At 69.7% G+C, this 20,300-nt stretch carries 22 protein-coding genes; 12 read left to right on the forward strand and 10 right to left on the reverse strand.

Annotated features, from left to right (window positions below; translation table 11 throughout):
* The first annotated feature begins 39 nt into the window (after positions 1–39).
* Together AC5P1C_RS31150 and AC5P1C_RS31155 are read left to right on the forward strand one after the other, a co-directional pair.
* A complete protein-coding gene (locus AC5P1C_RS31150; RefSeq protein WP_493869286.1) occupies positions 40–930 on the forward strand; it encodes a hypothetical protein in 891 nt (296 codons plus the stop codon).
* Between the two features lie 111 nt (positions 931–1,041).
* Positions 1,042–2,256: a GNAT family N-acetyltransferase gene (locus tag AC5P1C_RS31155; RefSeq protein WP_493869287.1), complete on the forward strand. Its 1,215-nt coding sequence runs from the start codon at positions 1,042–1,044 to the stop codon at positions 2,254–2,256.
* A gap of 34 nt (positions 2,257–2,290) precedes the next feature.
* Here AC5P1C_RS31155 and AC5P1C_RS31160 read toward each other — a convergent pair whose 3' ends face one another.
* Positions 2,291–2,758, reverse strand: a complete 468-nt coding sequence (locus AC5P1C_RS31160; protein WP_493869288.1) for a pyridoxamine 5'-phosphate oxidase family protein — start codon at positions 2,756–2,758, stop codon at positions 2,291–2,293.
* 106 nt (positions 2,759–2,864) lie between these two features.
* Here AC5P1C_RS31160 and AC5P1C_RS31165 point away from each other — a divergent pair, with 106 nt between their 5' ends.
* The gene (locus AC5P1C_RS31165; protein WP_493869289.1) at positions 2,865–3,782 is read left to right on the forward strand and encodes a sigma-70 family RNA polymerase sigma factor; all 918 of its coding nucleotides are present in this window, start codon (positions 2,865–2,867) and stop codon (positions 3,780–3,782) included.
* A gap of 136 nt (positions 3,783–3,918) precedes the next feature.
* Here the strand turns inward: AC5P1C_RS31165 and AC5P1C_RS31170 are convergent, their stop codons facing one another.
* Positions 3,919–5,943 (reverse strand): GTP-binding protein, encoded by a 2,025-nt coding sequence (locus AC5P1C_RS31170; protein WP_493869290.1) that lies wholly within the window; start codon positions 5,941–5,943, stop codon positions 3,919–3,921.
* A gap of 187 nt (positions 5,944–6,130) precedes the next feature.
* Between AC5P1C_RS31170 and AC5P1C_RS31175 the strand changes: the two genes are divergently transcribed.
* Positions 6,131–6,424 carry a hypothetical protein gene (locus tag AC5P1C_RS31175; protein ID WP_493869291.1) on the forward strand — a complete coding sequence of 98 codons (294 nt, stop codon included), beginning with the start codon at positions 6,131–6,133 and terminating at the stop codon, positions 6,422–6,424.
* 84 nt (positions 6,425–6,508) lie between these two features.
* On the opposite strand, the gene sodN is transcribed toward AC5P1C_RS31175, so the two are convergent.
* Positions 6,509–6,904, reverse strand: a complete 396-nt coding sequence (sodN, locus tag AC5P1C_RS31180) for a superoxide dismutase, Ni (RefSeq protein ID WP_190081992.1) — start codon at positions 6,902–6,904, stop codon at positions 6,509–6,511.
* 145 nt (positions 6,905–7,049) lie between these two features.
* On the opposite strand from sodN, the gene sodX reads away from it, so the two are divergent.
* Positions 7,050–7,490 carry a nickel-type superoxide dismutase maturation protease gene (sodX, locus tag AC5P1C_RS31185; protein WP_493869338.1) on the forward strand — a complete coding sequence of 147 codons (441 nt, stop codon included), beginning with the start codon at positions 7,050–7,052 and terminating at the stop codon, positions 7,488–7,490.
* Here the strand turns inward: sodX and AC5P1C_RS31190 are convergent.
* Complete coding sequence (locus AC5P1C_RS31190) at positions 7,394–8,023, reverse strand: CGNR zinc finger domain-containing protein (protein ID WP_493869292.1); 630 nt, start codon at positions 8,021–8,023, stop codon at positions 7,394–7,396. The genes sodX and AC5P1C_RS31190 overlap by 97 nt on opposite strands.
* 104 nt (positions 8,024–8,127) lie before the next feature.
* Between AC5P1C_RS31190 and AC5P1C_RS31195 the strand changes: the two genes are divergently transcribed.
* Positions 8,128–8,889, forward strand: a complete 762-nt coding sequence (locus AC5P1C_RS31195) for a class I SAM-dependent methyltransferase (protein WP_493869293.1) — start codon at positions 8,128–8,130, stop codon at positions 8,887–8,889.
* Positions 8,890–8,992: 103 nt separating this feature from the next.
* On the opposite strand, the gene AC5P1C_RS31200 is transcribed toward AC5P1C_RS31195, so the two are convergent.
* From AC5P1C_RS31200 to AC5P1C_RS31210, 3 genes are read right to left on the reverse strand one after another with little or no spacing between them, the layout of a single operon-like run.
* Positions 8,993–9,757, reverse strand: coding sequence for an amino acid ABC transporter ATP-binding protein (locus tag AC5P1C_RS31200; RefSeq protein ID WP_493869294.1), 765 nt, complete (start codon positions 9,755–9,757; stop codon positions 8,993–8,995).
* The gene (locus AC5P1C_RS31205; RefSeq protein WP_493869295.1) at positions 9,757–10,695 is read right to left on the reverse strand and encodes an amino acid ABC transporter permease; all 939 of its coding nucleotides are present in this window, start codon (positions 10,693–10,695) and stop codon (positions 9,757–9,759) included. The genes AC5P1C_RS31200 and AC5P1C_RS31205 overlap by 1 nt, the downstream gene beginning before the upstream one ends.
* A 35-nt stretch (positions 10,696–10,730) precedes the next feature.
* Positions 10,731–11,693, reverse strand: a complete 963-nt coding sequence (locus tag AC5P1C_RS31210) for an ABC transporter substrate-binding protein (RefSeq protein WP_493869296.1) — start codon at positions 11,691–11,693, stop codon at positions 10,731–10,733.
* Between the two features lie 540 nt (positions 11,694–12,233).
* Between AC5P1C_RS31210 and AC5P1C_RS31215 the strand changes: the two genes are divergently transcribed.
* The 5 genes from AC5P1C_RS31215 to AC5P1C_RS31235 all read left to right on the forward strand — a co-directional run bounded on the left by AC5P1C_RS31215 (position 12,234) and on the right by AC5P1C_RS31235 (position 16,639).
* Positions 12,234–13,448 carry an NAD(P)-dependent malic enzyme gene (locus AC5P1C_RS31215; protein WP_249587807.1) on the forward strand — a complete coding sequence of 405 codons (1,215 nt, stop codon included), beginning with the start codon at positions 12,234–12,236 and terminating at the stop codon, positions 13,446–13,448.
* Between the two features lie 164 nt (positions 13,449–13,612).
* Entirely contained in the window at positions 13,613–14,575 is a 963-nt protein-coding gene (locus tag AC5P1C_RS31220) for a zinc-binding dehydrogenase (RefSeq protein ID WP_493869297.1), read from the forward strand.
* Between the two features lie 76 nt (positions 14,576–14,651).
* Positions 14,652–14,861 carry a helix-turn-helix domain-containing protein gene (locus AC5P1C_RS31225; RefSeq protein ID WP_160507185.1) on the forward strand — a complete coding sequence of 70 codons (210 nt, stop codon included), beginning with the start codon at positions 14,652–14,654 and terminating at the stop codon, positions 14,859–14,861.
* Positions 14,861–15,430: a Clp protease N-terminal domain-containing protein gene (locus AC5P1C_RS31230; RefSeq protein ID WP_493869298.1), complete on the forward strand. Its 570-nt coding sequence runs from the start codon at positions 14,861–14,863 to the stop codon at positions 15,428–15,430. Before AC5P1C_RS31225 ends, AC5P1C_RS31230 begins: the two co-directional genes overlap by 1 nt.
* 126 nt (positions 15,431–15,556) lie before the next feature.
* Positions 15,557–16,639, forward strand: a complete 1,083-nt coding sequence (locus AC5P1C_RS31235; protein ID WP_493869299.1) for a class I SAM-dependent methyltransferase — start codon at positions 15,557–15,559, stop codon at positions 16,637–16,639.
* Positions 16,640–16,748: 109 nt separating this feature from the next.
* Here AC5P1C_RS31235 and AC5P1C_RS31240 read toward each other — a convergent pair whose 3' ends face one another.
* Together AC5P1C_RS31240 and AC5P1C_RS31245 are read right to left on the reverse strand one after the other, a co-directional pair.
* On the reverse strand, positions 16,749–17,825 hold the full coding sequence (locus tag AC5P1C_RS31240; protein WP_493869300.1) for a PadR family transcriptional regulator: 1,077 nt from the start codon (positions 17,823–17,825) through the stop codon (positions 16,749–16,751).
* A gap of 1 nt (position 17,826) precedes the next feature.
* Positions 17,827–18,747, reverse strand: coding sequence for a DUF4097 family beta strand repeat-containing protein (locus AC5P1C_RS31245; RefSeq protein ID WP_493869301.1), 921 nt, complete (start codon positions 18,745–18,747; stop codon positions 17,827–17,829).
* Positions 18,748–18,971: 224 nt separating this feature from the next.
* Between AC5P1C_RS31245 and AC5P1C_RS31250 the strand changes: the two genes are divergently transcribed.
* Positions 18,972–19,826, forward strand: a complete 855-nt coding sequence (locus AC5P1C_RS31250; RefSeq protein ID WP_493869302.1) for a hypothetical protein — start codon at positions 18,972–18,974, stop codon at positions 19,824–19,826.
* Between the two features lie 248 nt (positions 19,827–20,074).
* On the opposite strand, the gene AC5P1C_RS31255 is transcribed toward AC5P1C_RS31250, so the two are convergent.
* Positions 20,075–20,263, reverse strand: a complete 189-nt coding sequence (locus AC5P1C_RS31255; protein ID WP_493869303.1) for a DUF6104 family protein — start codon at positions 20,261–20,263, stop codon at positions 20,075–20,077.
* Between the last annotated feature and the right edge of the window lie 37 nt (positions 20,264–20,300).

Here is a 20,300-nt window from a genome sequence, read left to right on the forward strand (position 1 = left end):
GTCACCTGGGGAGGGGACGGACTGATGGGGCTGCGGGGGATGACCCGGTGGGCTGTCGTGGGGCTTGTGGTCGCGGGCCTCGCGGGACTCTCGGGATGCGGGTCCGGTACGTCCGGGGGAGGCGCGGGTGACGGTGATCCCGGCGTGCCCTCCGTGAAGGAGGAGAAAGATCTTCCTGAACTGCCGCTGGACCGCTACGAGTTCAGTACGCGCGACAGCACGCGGCTGACGGAGGCGCAGGCGCGCATGACGCGGAGCTGCATGCGGAAGCTCGGCTTCGAGGACTTCCCGCTCCATCCGAAGAAGCCGAAGAACATGGAGGCGGCATCATTGATCGCGGTGTCGATCACGTCGTATCCGTACGGACCGCTCGATCTCGACAGCGCCCGCCGCTACGGCTACGGCTCGGACCCGGACCACTCCCCGGCCGACGCGGCGCGACCCAAGGGCCGCGTCATGACAGAGGCCGAGTACGAGTCCTTCGAGTCCGGCGGCTGCGCGAACAGCGGTGCCGAGCGCCTCACCGAAGGCGTACGGGACAGGACGCGCATGTGGACGTACGTCTCGCAGCGGAGCCTGAGCGTGGACAAGGCGGTGGGCAAGGACAAGCGGGTGCGCGAGGCCATCGACACCTGGGCCGGGTGCATGGAGAGCAAGGGAGTCGAGCGCTACAAGACCCCGAGCGACGCGTACCGGGACAAGGCATGGGGCCGTATGAACAACGACGGCGGCAACACCGACCGGACGAAGAAGGAACTGGCCACGGCCACCGCCGACGTCGAGTGCAAGCGGGAGCACAACACGGCCGGTGTGTGGTGGACGGTCAGGGCGGAGAAGCAGCGCGCCGACGTGGCCCGCCACAAGGACGCGTACGAGGCGGTGCGCGCCGACCAGGACCGGATGCGGGCCAATGTGGAGCGGGTGCTCTGATGGGCGGATGGACATGACCGAGCTTGACGAGGAATCGGTGGTCGCGATCGCGGAGGAATCGGTGTTCGCGAGCGCGGGGGAATCGGCGCTCGCGAGCGCGGGGGGACCCCGATGACGTACGACGGATCCCGCGCGCAGGGTGGCACACACAACGGCGAAGCTCCCGAAGCCTCCGAAGCCCCCGAGGCCATCGAAGTGCCCCGCGTCCGCCCAGCCCGCCCCGCCGACCTCCCCCGCATCGTGGAACTCGTCGCCGAGCACGCCGCGTACGAGAAGGGTGCGCCGCCCGCCCCCGGCCTGGATCGGCGACTCGACGCGCTTCTCTTCGGGGTGCCCGACCCGCGCCTGCGCTGCCTGGTGGCCGAGCTGCCCGGAGGCGATGTCGTCGGCTACGCCACGTGCGCGCCGGAGGTCTCCACGTGGGACGGCGCCGAGTACCTCCACATGGACTGCCTCTTCCTGCGCGACGGACACCGCGGCCTCGGCCTCGGGCGGCTCCTGACGGACGCGGTGGCGGCCGAGGCCCGCGCCCTGGGCCTCACCGAGGTCCAGTGGCAGACCCCCGCGTGGAACGAGGGCGCAATCCGCTTCTACGGCCGGATCGGCGCCGACGCCAAGGAGAAGCTGCGCTTCACCTGGCCGATGCCGCCCGCGCAGACCGACCACACCGACCACACCGACCAGACCGACCAGACCGTGCCGTCCGAGCCGCCGCTGCCGTTCGACGCCGTGCTCTGTGACCTCGACGGCGTGATCCGCTTCTACGACATGTCGCAGGTGGAGGAGATCGAGCGCGCCGCAGGCCTCCCGCACGGCAGCACCGCCGAGGTCGCCTTCGCGCCCGAGACGGATCTGCCGCTGATGCTCGGGAACATCGGCAAGGAGGAGTGGGTGGAGGCGATCGCGCGCGGCCTCGCTGACCGGGTGCCGTACGAGCGCGGGCACGCCCTGGGCACCGCGCTCGCCGAGGCCGGGTTCTCCGCCGACGCCACCGTGGTGGACCTGCTGCGGCGGGCCGGCGCGCACCTGCACGTGGCCCTCGTGACGAACGCGACGCCCTGGCTCGACGACGACCTGGCCCGGCTCGGCATCGCGGACCTCGCGCACACCGTGGTCGGCAGCGCCGACATCGGCGTCGTCAAGCCGGACCGCCGGATCTACGAGATCGCCCTGGAGCGGGCCGGGGTCCCCGCCGAGCGCTGCCTGTTCGTGGACGACCGCAAGGAGAACGTGGACGCGGCCGTCGCACTCGGCATGGCGGGGCTCCACTACACGGGCCCCGACGACCTGCGGGACGCGCTGGCCCCGGTGCTCGGCGACAGCTGACCCCCGGCCCCGGAACCCGGCGGCCCCGCCCGGCTCACCGAACCGTCCACCGCCCGCCAAGCATCAGCTCACGGCCCTGGAGCTCGTCGGCCTCGCGCCAGGCCTGGAGCCGCTGGGGGGTGATGCGGAAGTAGGTGTACGCGGTGGCGAGCTTGCCCGGGTCGAAGCCCGTCTTCGTGGCGAAGGCCGCACGGTCCTCGGCGGTCAACTCGTCCTCGCCGAGGGCGCGTACGGCCCCTTCGATGAGGATGAGGTCGCGGGTCGGACCGACGCCGACCCGCGCCTTGCCGGTCGCCCGGAGGTTGCGGGCGGTGACGCTGGATTCCGGAGTGGCGACCAGCAGGCTCTCGCCGTCCCAGCTGAAGGACAGCGGGATCAGATACGGGGTCCCGCTCTCCGCGTCGGCCGTCGCCACCCACGCGTCGATGTCGTGGGCGAGGCGGTGCAGGGCGTCCTGCTTGCGCTGTTCGGGGGAGCGGGGTGCTGCGGTCTCCGTGCTCATATGCCCTGTCCCATCAGCCGCGAATAGGTGTTCATTAATGTTCTCCTCCAAGTGCGCTGCACGGTGCGTCACTTCTACGACGGATCGCGACGAGGGAATGTGACAGATGGACCAGAACCAAGCGGCAGTGGACAAGAACGAAGCGCTCGCGGCCCGCTTCGAGGAGCACCGCCCGCAACTGAAGGCCGTCGCCTATCGCATGCTCGGTTCGCTCAGCGAGTCCGACGACGCGGTCCAGGAGACCTGGCTCCGGCTCAGCCGCGCCGACACCAGCGAGGTGGTGAACCTCGGGGGCTGGCTGACGACCGTCGTCGGCCGGATCTGCCTCGACATGCTGCGGGCGCGGCAGTCGCGGCGCGAGGACTCCCTGTCGCTCTCGCTGGACACGCACGTGCCTGACCCGGTCGTGAGCTGGGGAGAGGTGGTCGACCCCGAGCAGGAGGTGCTGCTCGCCGACTCGGTCGGCCTCGCGCTCCTCGTCGTCCTGGAGACTCTCGCGCCCGCCGAGCGCCTCGCCTTCGTCCTGCACGACATGTTCGCCGTGCCCTTCGACGAGGTCGCCCCCATCGTGGAGCGCACCCCGGCCGCCACCCGGCAACTGGCGAGCCGGGCCCGCCGCCGGGTGCAGGGCTCGGCGCCCACCCCCGACAATGACCCGGTGCGCCAGCGCGAGGTCGTCGGCGCCTTCCTCGCCGCGGCGCGGGGCGGCGACTTCGACGCCCTGCTCGAACTGCTCGATCCGGATGTGGTGTTGCGTGCCGACACCGGCGAACTGTCCTCCGGGCTCTCGAAGCTGGTGCGTGGCGCGCAGGTGGTCGCAGGGCAGGCCGCGATGTTCGCCGAGGGAGCGCCGCGTACCGAGTTCGCGATGGTCAACGGCAGGCTCGGCCTGGTCGCGGTGCCGGGCGACGAGGTGTTCTCGGTCATGGAGTTCACGATCTCGAACGGCAGGATCGTCGAGCTCAACATCCTCGTCGACCCGGCCCGCGTGCGCGCCCTCGGCCTCCCCGCGTTCCGCGCCTGACCGCGGGGTAGACGCCGGTCGCGGGGCCGACGCCGATCGCGGGGCCGACGCCGGTCACGGGGCCCGCCCCCGCGACGGCCTCAGCGCCGGACCCCCGCCACCTCTCTCCGTCACGGGGCCCGCCCCCGCGACGGCCTCAGCGCCGGACCCCCGCCACCTCCCTCAGGTACTCCTTGCGGCAGAGCGGATTGCGGTCGGTGCGCGGCCGGTCCGGGGCCTCGCCCCGGACCGGCTGGTACCGCTCGAAGGCGGACTCCAGCTCGCCCTCGCCGCGCGTCAGCGAGGGCAGCAGCTGCTCCAGCTCGTGGACGCGGGCCGCGGGGATCTCTCCCTCGACCACGTACGAGGCCCCGCGCGCCGTCTGGGTGTGCGGGACCGCGCGCAGCCGGGAGAGCGCGGGCAGGAGCTGCCCGAACACGTCCTCGGGGACGCTGAGCCGGAAGCGGTGCAGCGGCTCGTGCACGGCGGTGCCGGCCCGCCGCAGAGCGCTCAGCAGGATCAGCGGGGTCAGCTGCCGGAAGTCCCCGGCCGTGCTCGACATGCTCTTGTCGAAGGTGCCGTGGGCGTGGCTCTGGCGGGGCCAGTAGCCGGAGTGCGTCATGGTGACGACACAGTCGTCGACCTGCCACCCGTGGACCCCCTGGAGCAGCGTCTCGCGCACGGTCTCCTCGACGGCACGGAAGAACGCGTACGGCATCGAACCGAGCTCGATCTCCAGGCGGAACTCCACGCCCGAATCCGGCGGACCGGGATCGACGCGGAGCCCGACCGTGGCCAGGAACGGGTTGGAGTCGGTGCCGATGATCTCGTACGCGGACCCGCTGCCCGTCACGCGCTCCACGCAGATGGTCGTGGTCTCGCGGAACGCGACGTCGAGTCCGTACTCGTCGAGGAGCGTCGCCTGGATGACCTCCTTCTGGACCTCGCCGTACAGCGATACGTACACCTCCTGGCGGAGGTCGTCCTGCCGCAGATCGATCAGCGGGTCCTGCTCGGCGAGCTGGGCGAGCGCGAGATGCAGGGCGCCTCTGTCGCCGGGGCGGGCGGGGACGACGACGGTCTCCAGGGTGGGCGGCGAGAAGAAGCGCTGACCGTCCCCTCCTCTGCCGTCGGGGCGCGGTGCGCCGACGACATCGCCGATCCGGATGTCGCCGAGCCCCCACAACTTCCCGATCTGCCCCGCGCGGACACCCGCGCGCGGGGCGGCGGACCCGCGGTCGAAGACGCTGACCGCGGTGACCTTGCCCTCGCGCCCGTCGCCGAACGGCAGCCGGTCGCGCGTGCTCACCGTCCCCGCGAACATCCGTACGTAGGCGATCTTCTCCCCGGCGTCGCCACGCTCGACCTTGAAGACGGTGCCGGACACGGGATCGTCGGCGCGCAGGGCGCCGTCCTCGGAGGGCAGCAACTCCCGGATCCCCGCGATGAGTTCACCGACGCCCGCGCCGGTGGCGGCCGAACCGAAGAACACCGGGTGCACCAGCGCCCGCCCGGTCTGCGTGCCGAGTGCGGCCCGGAGCCGCTCGTGGGGGAGGCCCGCCTCGTCGTCGACGTACGCGGAGAGCAGGGCGTCGTCGTGCGCGGCGAGTACGTCGACGAGGCGGGCGGTGAAGGCGGGATCGCCGGCGGCGAAGGGCACGAAGGCCGCGTCGCGACCGCCGGGGCCACGGACCGTCCCCAGGGGCACGATGTCCGCGGTGAGCCGCTCCGCGATGTCGCGCAACAGCTCCTCGTGGCGCGCGCCGCGTCGGTCGATCTTGTTCACGAAGACGAGTGTGGGAATGCGCAGCCGCCGCAGCGTCCGCATGAGCACGCGGGTCTGCGCCTGGACGCCTTCGACGGCCGAGACGACGAGTACGGCGCCGTCCAGCACGCTGAGCACCCGCTCGACCTCGGCGATGAAGTCCGGGTGGCCGGGGGTGTCGATGAGATTGACGGTGACGTCGTCGACGGCGAAGGAGACGACGGCGGACTTGATCGTGATGCCGCGCCGTCGCTCGAGGGCCAGCGAGTCGGTCTGGGTGTTGCCCGCATCGACGCGACCGATCTCGTCGATGACACCGGCGGCGTGCAGGAGCCGCTCGGTCAGGCTGGTCTTTCCGGCGTCAACATGCGCCAGGATCCCCAAATTCAGGGTGTTGGACGTGCTCGACGGATGCACGGAGTGTCATGTCCTCTGGGTTGATGGCGATTCCCTTCTGGCTGGACATGGACAAACGGCGCATTGCATCTCCTTGACGGGTCGAGGCGTACGGCTAGTGCAGCAGGGGGCGATGCGGGGCTGCAACCGATTTATCTAATGCGGGCGGCGGCGTTCGGCGGGACCCTGGGAGGGAGGAGTGAGTGCCATGAGGGTCATGTTGAGAGCGCGTCTGGACACCCAGGTCTCGAACGAGGCGATCAAGAACGGCACGATGCCGAAGCTGATGCAGTCGATCACGGAACGGCTCAAGCCGGAGGCGGCGTACTTCGGCCCCAGTGACGGCGGCAGGACCGCCACCTTCGTCTTCGACATGCAGGACAGCTCGGAGATGCCGTCCATCGGGGAGCCGTTCTTCCTGGAGCTCGGTGCCGAGATCGAGATCTACCCGGTGATGAACGCCGATGACCTGCGGAAGGGCCTGGCCGCGCTGCAGGGATGACGAAAAGCCGAAAGCACCCGGCTCCGCGCGGATGCCGGGTGCTTTCGTGTGCCCAGAGTTACCTCGGAGGCCGACCGGTGGAGGTCAGGCCTTCTTGGTCTCCCAGAAGATCTTGTCGATCTGGGCGATGTAGTCCAGCGCCTTCTGGCCCGTGGCCGGGTCCGACGAGCCCTTGGCGGCCGAGAGGGCCTTGAGGGTGTCGTTGACCAGCTGGTGCAGCTCCGGGTACTTCTCGAAGTGCGGGGGCTTGAAGTAGTCGCTCCAGAGCACCGAAACGTGGTGCTTGGCGAGCTCCGCGCGCTGCTCCTTGATGCCGATGGCACGCGTCTGGAACTGCGCGTCGTCGTTGCCGGCCATCTTCTCCTGGACGGCCTTGACCGACTCGGCCTCGATGCGGGCCTGGGCCGGGTCGTACACGCCGCAGGGGAGGTCGCAGTGGGCGCTGACCTTTACCTTGGGGGCAAACAGGCGGGAAAGCATGCAGCGGTCCTTCCTCGTGATCGTCTTCTCAGGTGGGACATTACTCCGTGAGAGACGGGTTTTCGCGAGTGCCCCCTTGGGCTTAGGACAAAAGTCCAGGGTCAGACTGGGACTGGTGGAGGATTGGACCGGGGAGGTGCCGGTGATGCCGGAGCTGTCGCAGGAGAGCGAACGGAGAAGGGCCATCGTGCCGTTGGGTGCGGCCGAGGTGACGGGCCCTTCGATGGTTCCGACGCTGTACCACGGGGATCGCCTGGTGGTGCAGTGGGGCGCGCGCGTCCGAGCGGGTGACGTCGTGGTGCTCCGCCATCCGTTCCAGCAGGACCTGTTGGTCGTCAAGCGCGCAGCCGAACGGCGCGAGGGCGGCTGGTGGGTGCTCGGGGACAACGCGTACGCGGGAGGGGACAGCACGGACTACGGCACGGTGCCCGAGGAACTCGTCCTGGGGAAGGTGTGGTTCCGCTACCGCCCGCCCCGGTTCAGGTCAGGTCACCGATCGCCGTTCACCCTGCTGCGCTGGGCCGTCTCGGCCGCGCGGCCGGTGCTGGCCGACCGCTCCGTCTCCAAGCGCTTGCGGGCACGGTAGGCGGCGACATTGGCGCGGGTCGCGCAGCGGTCCGAGCAGTAGCGTCGGGAACGGTTTGTCGACGTGTCGAGATAGGCGTTGCGGCAGGGCGCTGCCTCGCACAGGCCGAGGCGGTCGACGCCGTGCTCGGTGAGGTGGAAGGCGAGGCCCATCGCGGCGATCGCCGCGTACCCGGAGGTCGCGTTCGACGGGTGGTCCGCCAAGTGCATGTGCCACAGCGGGTTGCCGTCGTCGTCGCGGTGGTCGTGCCCCGAGATCTGCGGGCTGACGGGGAACTCCATGAGCAGTGAGTTCAGCAGGTCCACGGCGAGGGTCTCGTCGCCGCCGTCGGCCGCCTCGAAGACCGCCCTGAGCCTGGCCCGTACGCCGCGGAAGCGGGTGACATCGGAGTCCGTGGCGCGGCGTGCCGCCTGGGAGTTGCCGCCGAACAGCTCACGGACCGCGTCGACGGACGTCAGCTTGTCCTTGTTGCGACCCGGCTCCTCGCTGTTGACCAGACGTACGGCGTAGTCCGAGTAATAGGCCAGTTCCACTTGTAGTCCTTACCGGGGCGGGCTATCTTCGTCAGGTGCGTGAGTAACAGTTGCGCGTGCTTCGAGGGTATTACGAGAGCGTATTACGTACGGGAGGACTTCTGATGACGGAAACGGTGTCCGGAACCGACTGGCGCGCCTGGCAGGACAGCTGGGACCGGCAGCAGGAGTGGTATCTGCCCGACCGCGAGGAGCGGTTCCGGGTCATGCTGGACATGGTCGAAGCAGTCGTCGGCACCGAGCCGCGCGTCCTCGACCTCGCGTGCGGTACGGGGAGTATTACGGACCGGCTGCTCAAGAGGTTCCCGAACGCGGTCAGCACGGGCGTCGACCTCGACCCCGCGCTCCTGGCCATCGCCGAGGGCACCTTCGCCGGGGACGACCGGGTCACCTTCGTGACGGCGGACCTCAAGGACCCGGAGTGGACGACCCAACTCCCGTACGACTCGTACGACGCCGTCCTCACCGCCACGGCCCTGCACTGGCTGCACAGCGAGCCCCTCACGACCCTCTACGGGCAGATCGCGGGCGTCGTACGGGACGGTGGCGTCTTCATGAACGCCGACCACATGCCCGACCCCGCGACGCCCCGCCTGAACGACGCCGACCGGGCCCAGCGGCATGCCCGCATGGACCAGGCCAAGGCCGAGGGCGCCCTGGACTGGAGGGACTGGTGGCAGCTGGCCGCCAAGGACCCGGTCCTCGCGGAGCCCACCGCCAAGCGCTTCGAGATCTACGGCGAGCACGCGGACGGCGACACCCCCTCGCCCGAGTGGCATGCGCGGACGCTGCGCGACGCGGGCTTCGGCGAGGCGCGGACGGTGTGGTCGTCGCCGTCGGACGCGATGGTGCTCGGCCTCAAGTAGCGGCTCTCAAGTAGCTGCTCTCAAGTAGCGCGTACGCGAAGGGCGGTACGGATCCGGGATCCGTACCGCCCTTCGCGCGTTTACGCCTTGCAGCCCTTTCGCCTTACAGAACCTTCGACAGGAACGACTGCGTCCGCTCCTGCTGCGGGTTCGTCAGGACGTCGCGCGGGTTGCCGGACTCGACCACCACGCCCTCGTCCATGAAGACGAGGCTGTCGCCGACCTCGCGCGCGAAGCCCATCTCGTGCGTGACGACGATCATCGTCATGCCGGACTCCGCGAGGTCGCGCATGACGTCGAGGACGTCACCGACGAGCTCCGGGTCGAGCGCCGACGTCGGCTCGTCGAAGAGCATCAGCTTCGGGTCCATCGCCAGGGCGCGGGCGATGGCCACACGCTGCTGCTGGCCGCCCGAGAGCTGCGAGGGGTAGTTCTTCGCCTTGTCGGCGAGGCCGACCCGCTCCAGGAGCTGCTCGGCACGTGCCTTCGCCGCCGCCTTCGTCTCGCCCTTGACCTGGACCGGCGCCTCCATGACGTTCTCGAGGGACGTCATGTGCGGGAAGAGGTTGAAGCGCTGGAAGACCATGCCGATGTCCCGGCGCTTGAGGGCGACTTCGCTGTCCTTGAGCTCGTACAGCTTGTCCCCCTTCTGCCGGTATCCCACCAGTTCGCCGTCGACGTAGAGCCGGCCGGCGTTGATCTTCTCCAGGTGGTTGATGCAGCGCAGGAACGTCGACTTGCCGGAGCCGGACGGGCCGATGAGGCAGAAGACCTCGCCCGACTTGACCTCCAGGTCGATGCCCTTGAGGACCTCGACGCTGCCGAAGGACTTGTGGACACCTTCGGACTTCACCATGGCGGTCGTCATCAGTGACCAACTCCCGAGCGGTTGCCCAGCGACAACATGTTCGCCTTGATCTTCTGGAACGGGGTGGAGGGCAGGGTGCGCGACGAACCGCGCGCGTAGTAGCGCTCCAGGTAGTACTGACCCACGCTGAGGATCGACGTCATGATCAGGTACCAGCACGCGGCGAGCAGCAGGGTCTCGACCGTCGCGCCGGACGACGTGCCGATGTCCTGGGCGTACCGCAGGAGTTCGTAGTACTGGACCGCCGCGACCAGCGACGTCGTCTTCAGCATGTTGATGACTTCGTTGCCCGTCGGCGGCACGACCACGCGCATCGCCTGCGGCAGCACGACCCGGCGCAGCGTCTTGCCGTGGCTCATGCCGAGCGCGTGCGACGCCTCGGTCTGGCCCTCGTCGACCGAGAGCAGACCCGCGCGGCAGATCTCCGCCATGTACGCGGCTTCGTTGAGGCCGAGGCCGAGCAGTGCCGTCAGGAACGGCGTCATGAAGTCCGACCACTCGTCCTTGTAGACGGGGCCGAGGTTCACGTAGTCGAAGACGAAGCCGAGGTTGAACCAGACGAAGAGCTGGACCAGGACCGGCGTACCGCGGAAGAACCAGATGTAGAACCAGGCGATCGACGAGGTCACCGGGTTCCTCGACATGCGCATCACGGAGAGGATGACGCCGCCGACCACGCCGATGAGCATCGACAGGGCGGTCAGGATCAAGGTCTCGCGGACGCCCCGCAGGATGCGGTCGTCGAAGAAGTTGTCGGGGATCGCGTTCCAGTTGATGTCGCCCTGGGAGAACGCGTAGACGATCGCGGCGAGCGCGCCGATGGCGACGACCGCGGCGACGTACCGGCCGTAGTGCCGGACCGGGATGGCCTTGATGGCCTCAGGGTGGGAGGACGGGGGTGTGTCCTCCGGGCCCTTCTTGGTGATGTCGGTTGTCACGTGGATGACCTTTCAGCGGCGAGACGGTTGCGCGGTCACTTGCCGCCGTTGATCTTGGCTTCCTTGACCGCGCCGTCCTCGACGCCCCACTTCGAGATGATCTTGTCGTACTCGCCGTTCTTGATGATCGCGTCGAGCGCGTCCTTGATCGCGTCGCGCAGCTCGGGGTTCTTCTTGGAGATCGCGATGCCGTACGGAGCGGCCTCGACCTGCTCGCCGACCAGCTCGAAGTCCTTGCCGCCGCCCGACGTCTTCACCGCGTACGCGGCGACCGGGAAGTCGGAGGAGCCGGCGTCGGCGCCGCCGGAGCGCAGTCGGGTCTGGGCCTGCTGGTCGTTGTCGAAGGACTCGATGGCGATCTTCTTGCCGCTCTTGCACTTCTTCGACTCGGCCTTGGCCAGGTCGTGCGAGACAGTGCCGCGCTGGACGACGATCTTCTTGCCGCAGAGGTCGGCCCAGGTCTTGATGCCCTGGTCGTCGCCCTTCTTGGTGTAGATCGAGACGCCCGCCGTGAAGTAGTCGACGAAGTCGACGCCGTCGCCGATCTTCTTGCCGGTTTCCTCGTCGACGCCTTCCTGGCGGTTCTTGGTGTCGGTCATGGCCGACATCGCGAGGTCGTAGCGCTTGGAGCGCAGGCCGCCGAGCAGGGTGTCGAAGGTGCCGTTGTCGAACTGGAACTCCACGCCGAGCTGCTTGCCGAGCGCTTCGCCCAGGTCCGGGTCGATGCCGACGGTCTTGCCGGACTTGTCCTTGAACTCGACGGGCGGGTACGCGATGTCCGAACCGACCTTGATGACTCCTGCGTCCCGGATTTCCTTGGGGAGCTTGTCGGCGAGCGGTGCGTTGCTCACCTTCTCGCCGCCCTCGTCCTTGCTCTTGGTCTGGTCGCCGCAGCCGGTCAGCAGTAGCGTGCCGGCGACCGCGATCGCGCCGACCGTGGCCATCCGGGACTTCGCGGACTTACCGGTGGTGGTACGGCGGATGAAGCGCGGGGTCATGAGGGTCCTCCGGCGGATGAGGGAGTTGCCGAGCGGTCGTGCACACACCTTCGGGTGTCGCGACCTCGTGTGATGACGGCATCTTGCCATTCGGACCGTCCGATTCTGGGTGCCAGAGATGTCAAAATCGGATAACGGGTGATCGCGACCCCCAGACAGGCCGGGACAACCGGCCCGAACCGGCAGGGAACGAAGTACCGCCATTTGAGATCTTCGAGGAATCTCGGGTGAATCTCGCGATGTGGACCGGCGGCGGTCGCTCTGCGGAAAATTCGGGCATCGGCCCGTCATCCGTTCTTGTTGGACCACTACAAGGACCACGGGCACCTGAGGTAACCAATCCCACTCGCCCGTGCCCGGCGCCGTCAGGTAGAAAGGTGCGTTACACCCCTCATCCGGGGCCCAGAGCGCGTGTGCGGCGCGCTCGCGTGTCTGTACCTCCCTCCGCCGACAGGCGGGGAACAGACGCGGTGCCCGCCCACTTCTCAACCAGGAGTGGACACCCTCAACTGATGATTTAAGACTTAAGGGGTAAGACAAGTGGCAGCGGAGATCGTCAATCCTCGCAGCGACAGCAGTACGGGTCACGAAGGCGCTGAAGAGCCCTTCGATCCGGCGTTCGCGCTGCACCGTGGCGGCAAGATGGCCGTGCAGGCCACTGTGCCGGTGCGGGACAAGGACGACCTGTCCCTGGCGTACACGCCCGGCGTCGCGAAAGTGTGCACCGCGATCGCCGAGCAGCCGGAGCTGGTGAACGACTACACATGGAAGTCGAACGTCGTGGCCGTGGTCACCGACGGCACGGCCGTGCTCGGCCTCGGTGACATCGGTCCCGAGGCCTCCCTCCCCGTGATGGAGGGCAAGGCCATTCTGTTCAAGCAGTTCGGTGGCGTGGACGCGGTGCCGATCGCGCTCGCGACGACGGACGCGGACGAGATCGTCGAGACCGTCGTGCGCATGGCGCCGTCCTTCGGCGGCGTGAACCTCGAGGACATCTCGGCGCCGCGCTGCTTCGAGATCGAGCGCAAGCTCCAGGAGCGGCTCGACATTCCCGTCTTCCACGACGACCAGCACGGCACGGCGGTCGTCACGCTCGCCGCGCTGCGGAACGCGGCGCGGCTGACCGGGCGCACGCTCGGTGAGCTGCGTGCCGTGATCTCCGGCGCGGGTGCGGCCGGTGTCGCCATCGCCAAGTTCCTGCTCGAGGCGGGCCTGGGCGATGTGGCGGTCGCGGACCGCAAGGGCGTCGTGAGCCGGGACCGGGACGACCTCACTCCGGTCAAGCGTGAGCTCGCGGAGATCACGAACAAGGCCGGGCTCAGCGGTTCGCTGGAGAGCGCCCTCGCGGGTGCGGACGTGTTCATCGGCGTCTCGGGCGGCACCGTCCCCGAGCCCGCGGTCGCCTCCATGGCGCCGAACTCGTTCGTGTTCGCCATGGCCAACCCGAACCCCGAGGTGCACCCGGACATCGCCCACAAGTACGCGGCTGTCGTCGCGACGGGGCGTTCGGACTACCCGAACCAGATCAACAACGTGCTCGCGTTCCCCGGCATCTTCGCGGGCGCGCTGCAGGTGCGGGCCTCGCGGATCACCGAGACGATGAAGATCGCTGCCGCTGAGGCGTTGGCGGGTGTGGTGGGCGATGAGCTGTCTGCCGATTACGTGATTCCGTCGCCGTTCGACGAGCGGGTCGCCCCGGCTGTGACTGCCGCTGTGGCTGCGGCTGCTCGCGCGGAGGGTGTCGCCCGCCGCTGAGCGGAGCACTCCATGGTGTGACCGCGCCCCCGTTCCGTACGCATACGTCGCGTACGGGGCGGGGGCGCGGCGCGTGCGGGGCGGGTGAGCCGAGGTGGGAGCGCGGCGCGTGTCACAGTCGTGCGTGGTTACGTCCGGGTCGGCCCGCGGCCTATCGTCACCACATGTTCGCTGCCTACGCCGCCCGCATCGACCGTGACCAGCCGCTCAGTGGCCTCGAGTTGGGGGAGCGTCCCGCCCCCGAGGCCAGGACCGGCTGGTCGACCGTGAACGTCCGGGCCGCCTCCCTGAACCATCACGACCTGTGGTCCCTGCGCGGGGTCGGCCTCCCCGAGGGGAGGCTGCCGATGATCCTCGGCTGCGACGCCGCGGGGATCGACGCGGACGGCAACGAGGTCGTCCTGCACTCCGTCATCGGCCAGACCGGGTACGGGGTCGGCCACGACGAGGGCCGCTCCATCCTCACCGAGAAGTACCAGGGGACGTTCGCCGAGCAGGTCTCCGTGCCCACGTGGAACCTGCTGCCGAAGCCGAAGGGGCTCTCGTTCGCCGAGGCGGCCTGTCTGCCGACCGCGTGGCTCACCGCGTACCGCATGCTCTTCACCAACGCCGGGGTGCGACCCGGGGATTCGGTCCTCGTCCAGGGTGCCGGTGGCGGCGTCGCGACGGCCGCGATCGTGCTCGGCAAGGCGGCGGGCCTGCGGGTCTTCGCCACGAGCCGCGACGAGGCCAAGCGGAAGCGGGCCCTTGAGCTCGGCGCGGTGGAGGCCGTGGAGTCCGGCGCGCGGCTCCCGCAGCGGGTGGACGCCGTCATCGAGACGGTGGGGGCGGCGACGTGGTCGCACTCCATCAAGTCCCTCAAGCCGGGCGGAACTCTGGTGATCTCCGGGGCGACCAGCGGTGACCGGCCCTCGCACGCGGAGCTGACCCGGGTCTTCTTCCTGGAGTTGAAGATCGTCGGTTCGACGATGGGGTCCAAGGACGAACTGGAGGACCTGCTCTCCTTCTGCGCCGCCACGGGCGTACGTCCCGTCATCGACGAGGTGCTGCCGCTGGACCGGGCGCGGGAGGGCTTCGAGCGCCTGGAGTCGGGCGAGCTGTTCGGAAAGATCGTGCTGGAGGTCTGACCGGAGGTCTGACGCCGGCCCGGACGCGTGTCAACTGTGGTTGACACGCGCCTCCCGTCAACGTAAGTTGACATGCATGACCGAAGCTACGGATCTCGCCGAGCGTGCGGGTGACCGTGACCCACGAGTCGGACTGCGGGCCGTCTCCGCGCTGCGGAGGCTGGTGGAGCAGTTGGAGGCCGTGCAGGTGCGCAGTGCGCGCCAGCAGGGCTGGTCGTGGCAGGGGATCGCCGCGGAGCTCGGAGTGAGCAGGCAGGCCGTGCACAAGAAGTACGGGAGGCAGTGATGTTCGAGCGGTTCACGAAGGACGCCCGCGCCGTGGTCAAAGGCGCGGTCGAGCACGCCGAGAGTGAGGGCGCGGGGTCCATCGACGACGGGCACATGCTGCTCGCGCTGCTCGACCGCGAGGCGAGCCGGGCGTCCTTCGCCCTGGCCTCGCTGGGGGCCACGCCCCGCCGGGAGTCGATCGCGGCCGCGCTGGGTGAGGCGCGGCGACGCGGGGGCCTCTCGCAGGCCGACACGGCCGCGCTGGCCGAGCTTGGCATCGATGTCTCCGAGATCGTCTCCCGGGTCGAGGAGGCCCACGGCGTGGGTGCGTTGGCGGGCAGGGGGAGGAGCAGGGCCAAGCGGCCCGGCCGGTCCTGGAGCGGGCACCGGCCCTTCACCCGCGAGGCCAAGGGCACGCTGGAGAAGTCCCTGCGCATCGCCACCGCCCGCCGGGACCGGCAGATCGGCGACGAACACATCCTGTTCGCCCTGACGGTCCGCCCCGGTCCCGTCAGCGAGGTCCTCGCGGACCATGGCGTGACGCATGAGGCGGTGGAGCGGGTCCTGTACGGCAAGGGTGCCGAGTAGGCGGGTGCGAAGCGGCCGGGCCGCGTACACCGCACCCGGCCGTAAGGCCTGGCATCACATTCCGGACGTATCGTGAGAGAGGGAGTCGCTCTTCTCCTGCGCACCGCCTCGGCGGAAGGAATGGCCATGTCCACTCTCGAAACGCAGCAGCCTCCTCTGGACGCCGCCAAGCAGGAAGCTTTCGCGGGCGAAGTGCTCGATGTCCTGAACAAGGGCGCACTCGCACTGCTGACCAGCGCCGGCCACCAGTGCGGCCTGTTCGACACGATGGCCGCCCTCCCGCCGTCGACCAGCGCCGAGATCGCCGAGGCGGCGGACCTGAACGAGAGGTACGTGCGCGTGTGGCTTGGTGGCATGGTCGTCGGCGGATTCCTGGAGTACGACCCGGAGCGGCGGACATACGTCCTGCCACCGGAACACGCCGCCCACCTGACGACCGCGGCGGGCCCTGACAACCTGGCGGGGATGATGCAGTACATCGGCCTCATGGGTGATGTCGAGCAACAGGTGGTGCGCTGCTTCCGCGAGGGCGGCGGCGTGCCGTACTCGGCCTATCCGCGCTTCCAGGCGCTCCAGGCCGAGGAAACCGCCCGGGTGTACGACATGGCGCTCGTGGACACGATCGTTCCGCTGGTGCCGGGGCTCGCCGAGCGGCTACGGAAAGGCATCGACGTCCTGGACGTGGGCACCGGGCAGGGGCACGCTCCGCTCGTCCTGGCACGGGCGTTTCCCGCCGGCCGCTTCAACGGCCTCGATCAGTCGGAAGCCGCCATCAGGACCGCACGCGCCGAGGCGGCCCGCTCCGGGCTCGACAACGTTCGCTACACCCTCGCCGATTCGACGCGGATCGCCGGGGAGTACGACGTCATCACCGCGTTCGACGTGATCCACGACCTGGCGCGGCCGGCCGCGACCCTGGCCGCGATCGCGAAGGCCCTGCGCCCGGGCGGCACCTTCCTCATGGGCGACATCGCCGCCTCCAGCAGGCTGGAGGAGAACATCGGGCACCCCTTCGGTCCCGCGCTCTACACCTTCTCCGTCTTCTACTGCATGACGACCTCCCTCGGTGTCGGCGGTGCAGGCCTGGGCACGGCATGGGGCCAGGAGACGGCAGAGCGGATGCTTCGGGACGCCGGTTTCGAGAGCGTCGATGCCAAGAGCGTGGAGGGCGATCCGCTCAACGTCTACTACGTCGCGACCAAGCCTTGATTCGGTGCACGGACCAAGCCCACAGGCCCTAGGCCAAGGCCAAGGCCAAGGCCAGGGCCACACGCCCTAGGCCCGCAGCTCTTGTGCTGCGGGCCCCGCTGCCCAGCCCTCAGGCCTTCGGTGTGCGCAGTGTCGCGGCGATGTGGGCTGCCGCAGACGACAAACGGCGGCGGGCGTCGCGGAGTTGGTCCTCCGTCACGCCGTGGTCCCGGGCCGCGTCGCGGATGTCGTCCCGGAAGCGGTCCAGGAGGCGGTCCAGGTCGCGTTCCGGATTGCCGGTGGTGTCCTCCTTGGCCCAGTCCGGGACGTACTCCGTGGGGACCTCGTCCTCGCGGGCGCCGGTGAACTTGGGCTCCTCGGGGGTGGTCCGCGCGCCCTTGCGGCCGAAGTCCTTCACTGCGTTGTCCGCGTTCTTGCCGAACTCGGTGAACTCCTTGGCCAGTTCCGTCAGGCCCTCGCGGACCCCCGTCGGCCAGTCGCCCCGCGTGAAGTGGTCCTGCACCTGGTCCTGGACGCTCCGCGCGATGCGCTGCATCTCCTCCTGCACCTGGGCGCGGGCCGTCTCCTGCGCGTCCTGGGCCTGGCGGCGGGCGCGCTGGGCGTCCTCGCGGGCCCTGCGGGTCTCGTCCTTCGCCCGCCGGGCCTGTTCCTTCCACTCCTGCTTGGCGCGCTTGAACTCCTCCTTGGCCTGGCGCCAGCCCTCCTTGTCGCCCCAGGGCCCGTCGAAGAAGTCCGAGGGGTCGGGGAAGGTCTTGCCGGTCCCGGCGCCCTTCTTGTCCTCGGGTGCGCCGCCGGACGACCGCGCCTCCTTGGCCGCCGCGCGCATCTCACGGCGGAGTTCACCCGCTGCGCCCCGCACGCCGTCCCGGATCTCGGCGGCGAGTTCGGCGACGGAATCGCGGATCTCCAGCTCCAGATCGGCCAGCTCACCGCTGCGGTCGGCCAGTTCGGCGCGGCCCGCGTCCGTGATGGCGTACACCTTGCGACCGCCCTCCGTGGTGTGCGTGACCAGGCCCTCGGCCTCCAGCTTCGCCAGGCGGGGGTAGACCGTCCCAGCCGAAGGTGCGTACAGCCCCTGGAAGCGCTCTTCCAGGAGGCGGATCACCTCATAGCCGTGGCGCGGGGCCTCGTCGAGGAGCTTCAGGAGGTACAGGCGCAGTCGGCCGTGGGCGAACACGGGGGCCATCTCAGAGCACCTTCTTGTCGGTCGGGGCGGCGTCGTCGGTCGCGGAAGTGTCCGTCGAGTCTGCCGGGTCCGTCGGGGACGCGGTCAGGGGTACCTCGTCGTACGGATCTTCCTCCGTCGGTGGCCTGCGCAGCAGCGCGATGGACCCCGAGACCGTCGTCGCCTTGAGCTTTCCACTGCCCGAGCCCAGGCGGCCGGTGATCCTCTTCGCTCCCCACTGGCCGCTGACCCGCAGATCCTCGAACGCGTTGGACACCGAGCCGCTCGCGGTGTTGGCCTCCACGTCCGCGTCCGTCGGGTGGGGCAGCCGGATCGCGATCTCGCCCGAGACGCTCGTCAGACCGATGTCGGTCGGGGCGCCCGCCGGGTCCAGGTCCACGATCATCGAGCCGCTCACGGAATCTGCCCGAACGGAGGATCCCGCGCCCTCGAAGACGGTGAGGTCACCGGAGACCGAGTTGAACCGCAGATCGCCGGTGATGCCCTGGGCCTCCACGCTGCCGGCGACCGTGTCGGCGCGGACCGGGCCCGTGAGGCCGACGAGGGTCGTGTCGCCGGTGACGCCCTTGACCTCCGTGCTTCCATCGATCCCCGAGACCACGGCGCCCGCGCCGACGACGCCCACCTCGACTCGGGTGCCCGCCGGGACGGCCAGGGAGACCACGGCGCTGCGGCGCCAGCCCTTGCGGTCGAGCCACTTGAGGAAGCCCTTCCAGGGCAGGTCGTCGTACGCGACGGACAGGGTGCCGTCCGACTGCGTGACGGTCAGCGGCGGTCCCTCTATCTCGGAGACCTCGAGCCGGGCGGAAACTTCGTCGGTGCCCACGACGTTCACCGTTCCGTTGACGACGCGCACATGGAGGGTCGTCACAGGGGCTTCGAACGTGAGTTTCTGGGGCTCGGCGACGGACCACTCTGACATCGGGCTGACCTCCTCGGGCGAGCTGGCGGCGGTGGGATGGGTGGGATGAGGGTGAAGCAGGGTGGGAACAGGGCGGAGCAGGTGTCGGGCGGGAGGATGCGGAAGCACCCATTCACAACGCGCCATATCGCGTCTCTGAGATACACGATATATCGCGGTCACGGAAAGTCAAGACACCCTCGACTCTCTGCGCTAAATATGGCGATTTGACCTAGCGTGGGGCCATGTCGTCCGAAGCTTTCGAACCCCCCGCCGCGGGTGCGCTGCTGCTCTGCCGGGCCGAACCCGACGTGGTCGAGCCCGCCGCCCGCCTGTTGCGCGAACGGATGCTGCTCGCCGAGGCGGGGCGCGAGTGGAGCGTGCTCGTGCCCGAGGGCAAGCCCTGGGTACACGGTGACGAACCGGTGGACCGGGTCCTCACGGGCTGGGCCACCGCGCTGGCCGTCGGTTCGACCTGGCCGGTGCTCGCGCTGTGGTGGGACTCCGACCGCTCCGGCTGCACCCTCGCGGCGGGCTTCCGGCGCACCGTCGAATACGTGTGGCTGGCGAACGGGACGCCCGTCGGCGAGGACGAGGCGCTGCGCACCTTCGCCGCCCGGCTGGGGCTCGACCCCGTACTGGACCTGCAGTCCCTCGAAGCCCTGGGGCGCCCCGACACGGAGGCCGACGCCCGCGCGCGGCTCCTGGGGCTGCTCGCCGTTCTCGCGCGGGCAGGAGTGGCGCTGCCGACCGGGCTCGGTCCCGGGGAACCGGCGGACCGGCTGCGCGAGGTGGCGCGCGTGGCACCGGGAGTGCGGGAGATCGAGTGGTCGGGGTGGCGGGACGTGGTGCGGGCGGAGCTGGACGTGGTCGAGCGCGGGCGCCTCGGGCCGTGGCTGCGCGGCCCTCGCGCTCGCGCGCTGGCGGTGGCGCAGCTCGCCGCGGGGCTGCCCCTGGTGGCGTGGGCCGTGCGGCGGCGCAGCGGGGGGTGGGCCGTCGCGGGGGTGCTCCTGATGGTGCACGGCTCGCTGGGCTTCGCGTACGACAGGGTGCGGGCGGCTGACGACGGGGAAGGGCGCCCGAAGTCTCCCCTCGGGTGAGCGGGTTGGGGGAGCCGGCTGGCCGCGCGCGTGGACGGCCTCCGGGGTGAGGGGCCGGCAGGCGGGCCGACTGGTCGGGGTCTGACGAGTCGTGCGGGGCCGACAGGGCGATTCCCGCCACCAGTTGGACCATGTCGCAGTTGGACTATGTTGCAGTTGGACCATGTCGCAGTTGGACCACGTCGGCGGCGAGCAGGTCCCTGCGGGCCGGGCCGTGCCCTCGCTCTGTGCCCGGGGCAAGGGACGGCTTACTCGTCCTCGTCCTCGTCCTCGTCGTCCAGGCGGGCCAGCCACGTCGCGAGGCGCTCGACCGGGATCTCGAAGTCCGGGTTGAGGTCCACGAAGGTGCGGAGCTGCTCGGCGAGCCACTCGAAGGTGACTTCCTCCTCGCCGCGCCGCTTCTCCAGCTCCTCGATGCCACGGTCGGTGAAGTACAAGACAGGCTCCGCGATCGGACGAACGATGTGCTCTCGA

The sequence above is a fragment of the Streptomyces sp. A18 genome (genome assembly GCF_059026065.1).

Excerpts from the sequence above, each read along its gene's own strand:
- sodN (WP_190081992.1), bottom strand. The coding sequence starts at position 6,904 with ATGCTTTCCCGCCTGTTTGCCCCCAAGGTAAAGGTCAGCGCCCACTGC.
- AC5P1C_RS31225 (WP_160507185.1), top strand. The coding sequence starts at position 14,652 with ATGACCGAAGCTACGGATCTCGCCGAGCGTGCGGGTGACCGTGACCCA.
- AC5P1C_RS31230 (WP_493869298.1), top strand. The coding sequence starts at position 14,861 with ATGTTCGAGCGGTTCACGAAGGACGCCCGCGCCGTGGTCAAAGGCGCG.
- AC5P1C_RS31150 (WP_493869286.1), top strand. The coding sequence starts at position 40 with ATGACCCGGTGGGCTGTCGTGGGGCTTGTGGTCGCGGGCCTCGCGGGA.
- AC5P1C_RS31175 (WP_493869291.1), top strand. The coding sequence starts at position 6,131 with ATGAGGGTCATGTTGAGAGCGCGTCTGGACACCCAGGTCTCGAACGAG.
- AC5P1C_RS31195 (WP_493869293.1), top strand. The coding sequence starts at position 8,128 with ATGACGGAAACGGTGTCCGGAACCGACTGGCGCGCCTGGCAGGACAGC.
- AC5P1C_RS31160 (WP_493869288.1), bottom strand. The coding sequence starts at position 2,758 with ATGAGCACGGAGACCGCAGCACCCCGCTCCCCCGAACAGCGCAAGCAG.
- sodX (WP_493869338.1), top strand. The coding sequence starts at position 7,050 with ATGCCGGAGCTGTCGCAGGAGAGCGAACGGAGAAGGGCCATCGTGCCG.
- AC5P1C_RS31200 (WP_493869294.1), bottom strand. The coding sequence starts at position 9,757 with ATGACGACCGCCATGGTGAAGTCCGAAGGTGTCCACAAGTCCTTCGGC.
- AC5P1C_RS31155 (WP_493869287.1), top strand. The coding sequence starts at position 1,042 with ATGACGTACGACGGATCCCGCGCGCAGGGTGGCACACACAACGGCGAA.
- AC5P1C_RS31210 (WP_493869296.1), bottom strand. The coding sequence starts at position 11,693 with ATGACCCCGCGCTTCATCCGCCGTACCACCACCGGTAAGTCCGCGAAG.
- AC5P1C_RS31250 (WP_493869302.1), top strand. The coding sequence starts at position 18,972 with ATGTCGTCCGAAGCTTTCGAACCCCCCGCCGCGGGTGCGCTGCTGCTC.
- AC5P1C_RS31220 (WP_493869297.1), top strand. The coding sequence starts at position 13,613 with ATGTTCGCTGCCTACGCCGCCCGCATCGACCGTGACCAGCCGCTCAGT.
- AC5P1C_RS31240 (WP_493869300.1), bottom strand. The coding sequence starts at position 17,825 with ATGGCCCCCGTGTTCGCCCACGGCCGACTGCGCCTGTACCTCCTGAAG.
- AC5P1C_RS31235 (WP_493869299.1), top strand. The coding sequence starts at position 15,557 with ATGTCCACTCTCGAAACGCAGCAGCCTCCTCTGGACGCCGCCAAGCAG.
- AC5P1C_RS31165 (WP_493869289.1), top strand. The coding sequence starts at position 2,865 with ATGGACCAGAACCAAGCGGCAGTGGACAAGAACGAAGCGCTCGCGGCC.
- AC5P1C_RS31245 (WP_493869301.1), bottom strand. The coding sequence starts at position 18,747 with ATGTCAGAGTGGTCCGTCGCCGAGCCCCAGAAACTCACGTTCGAAGCC.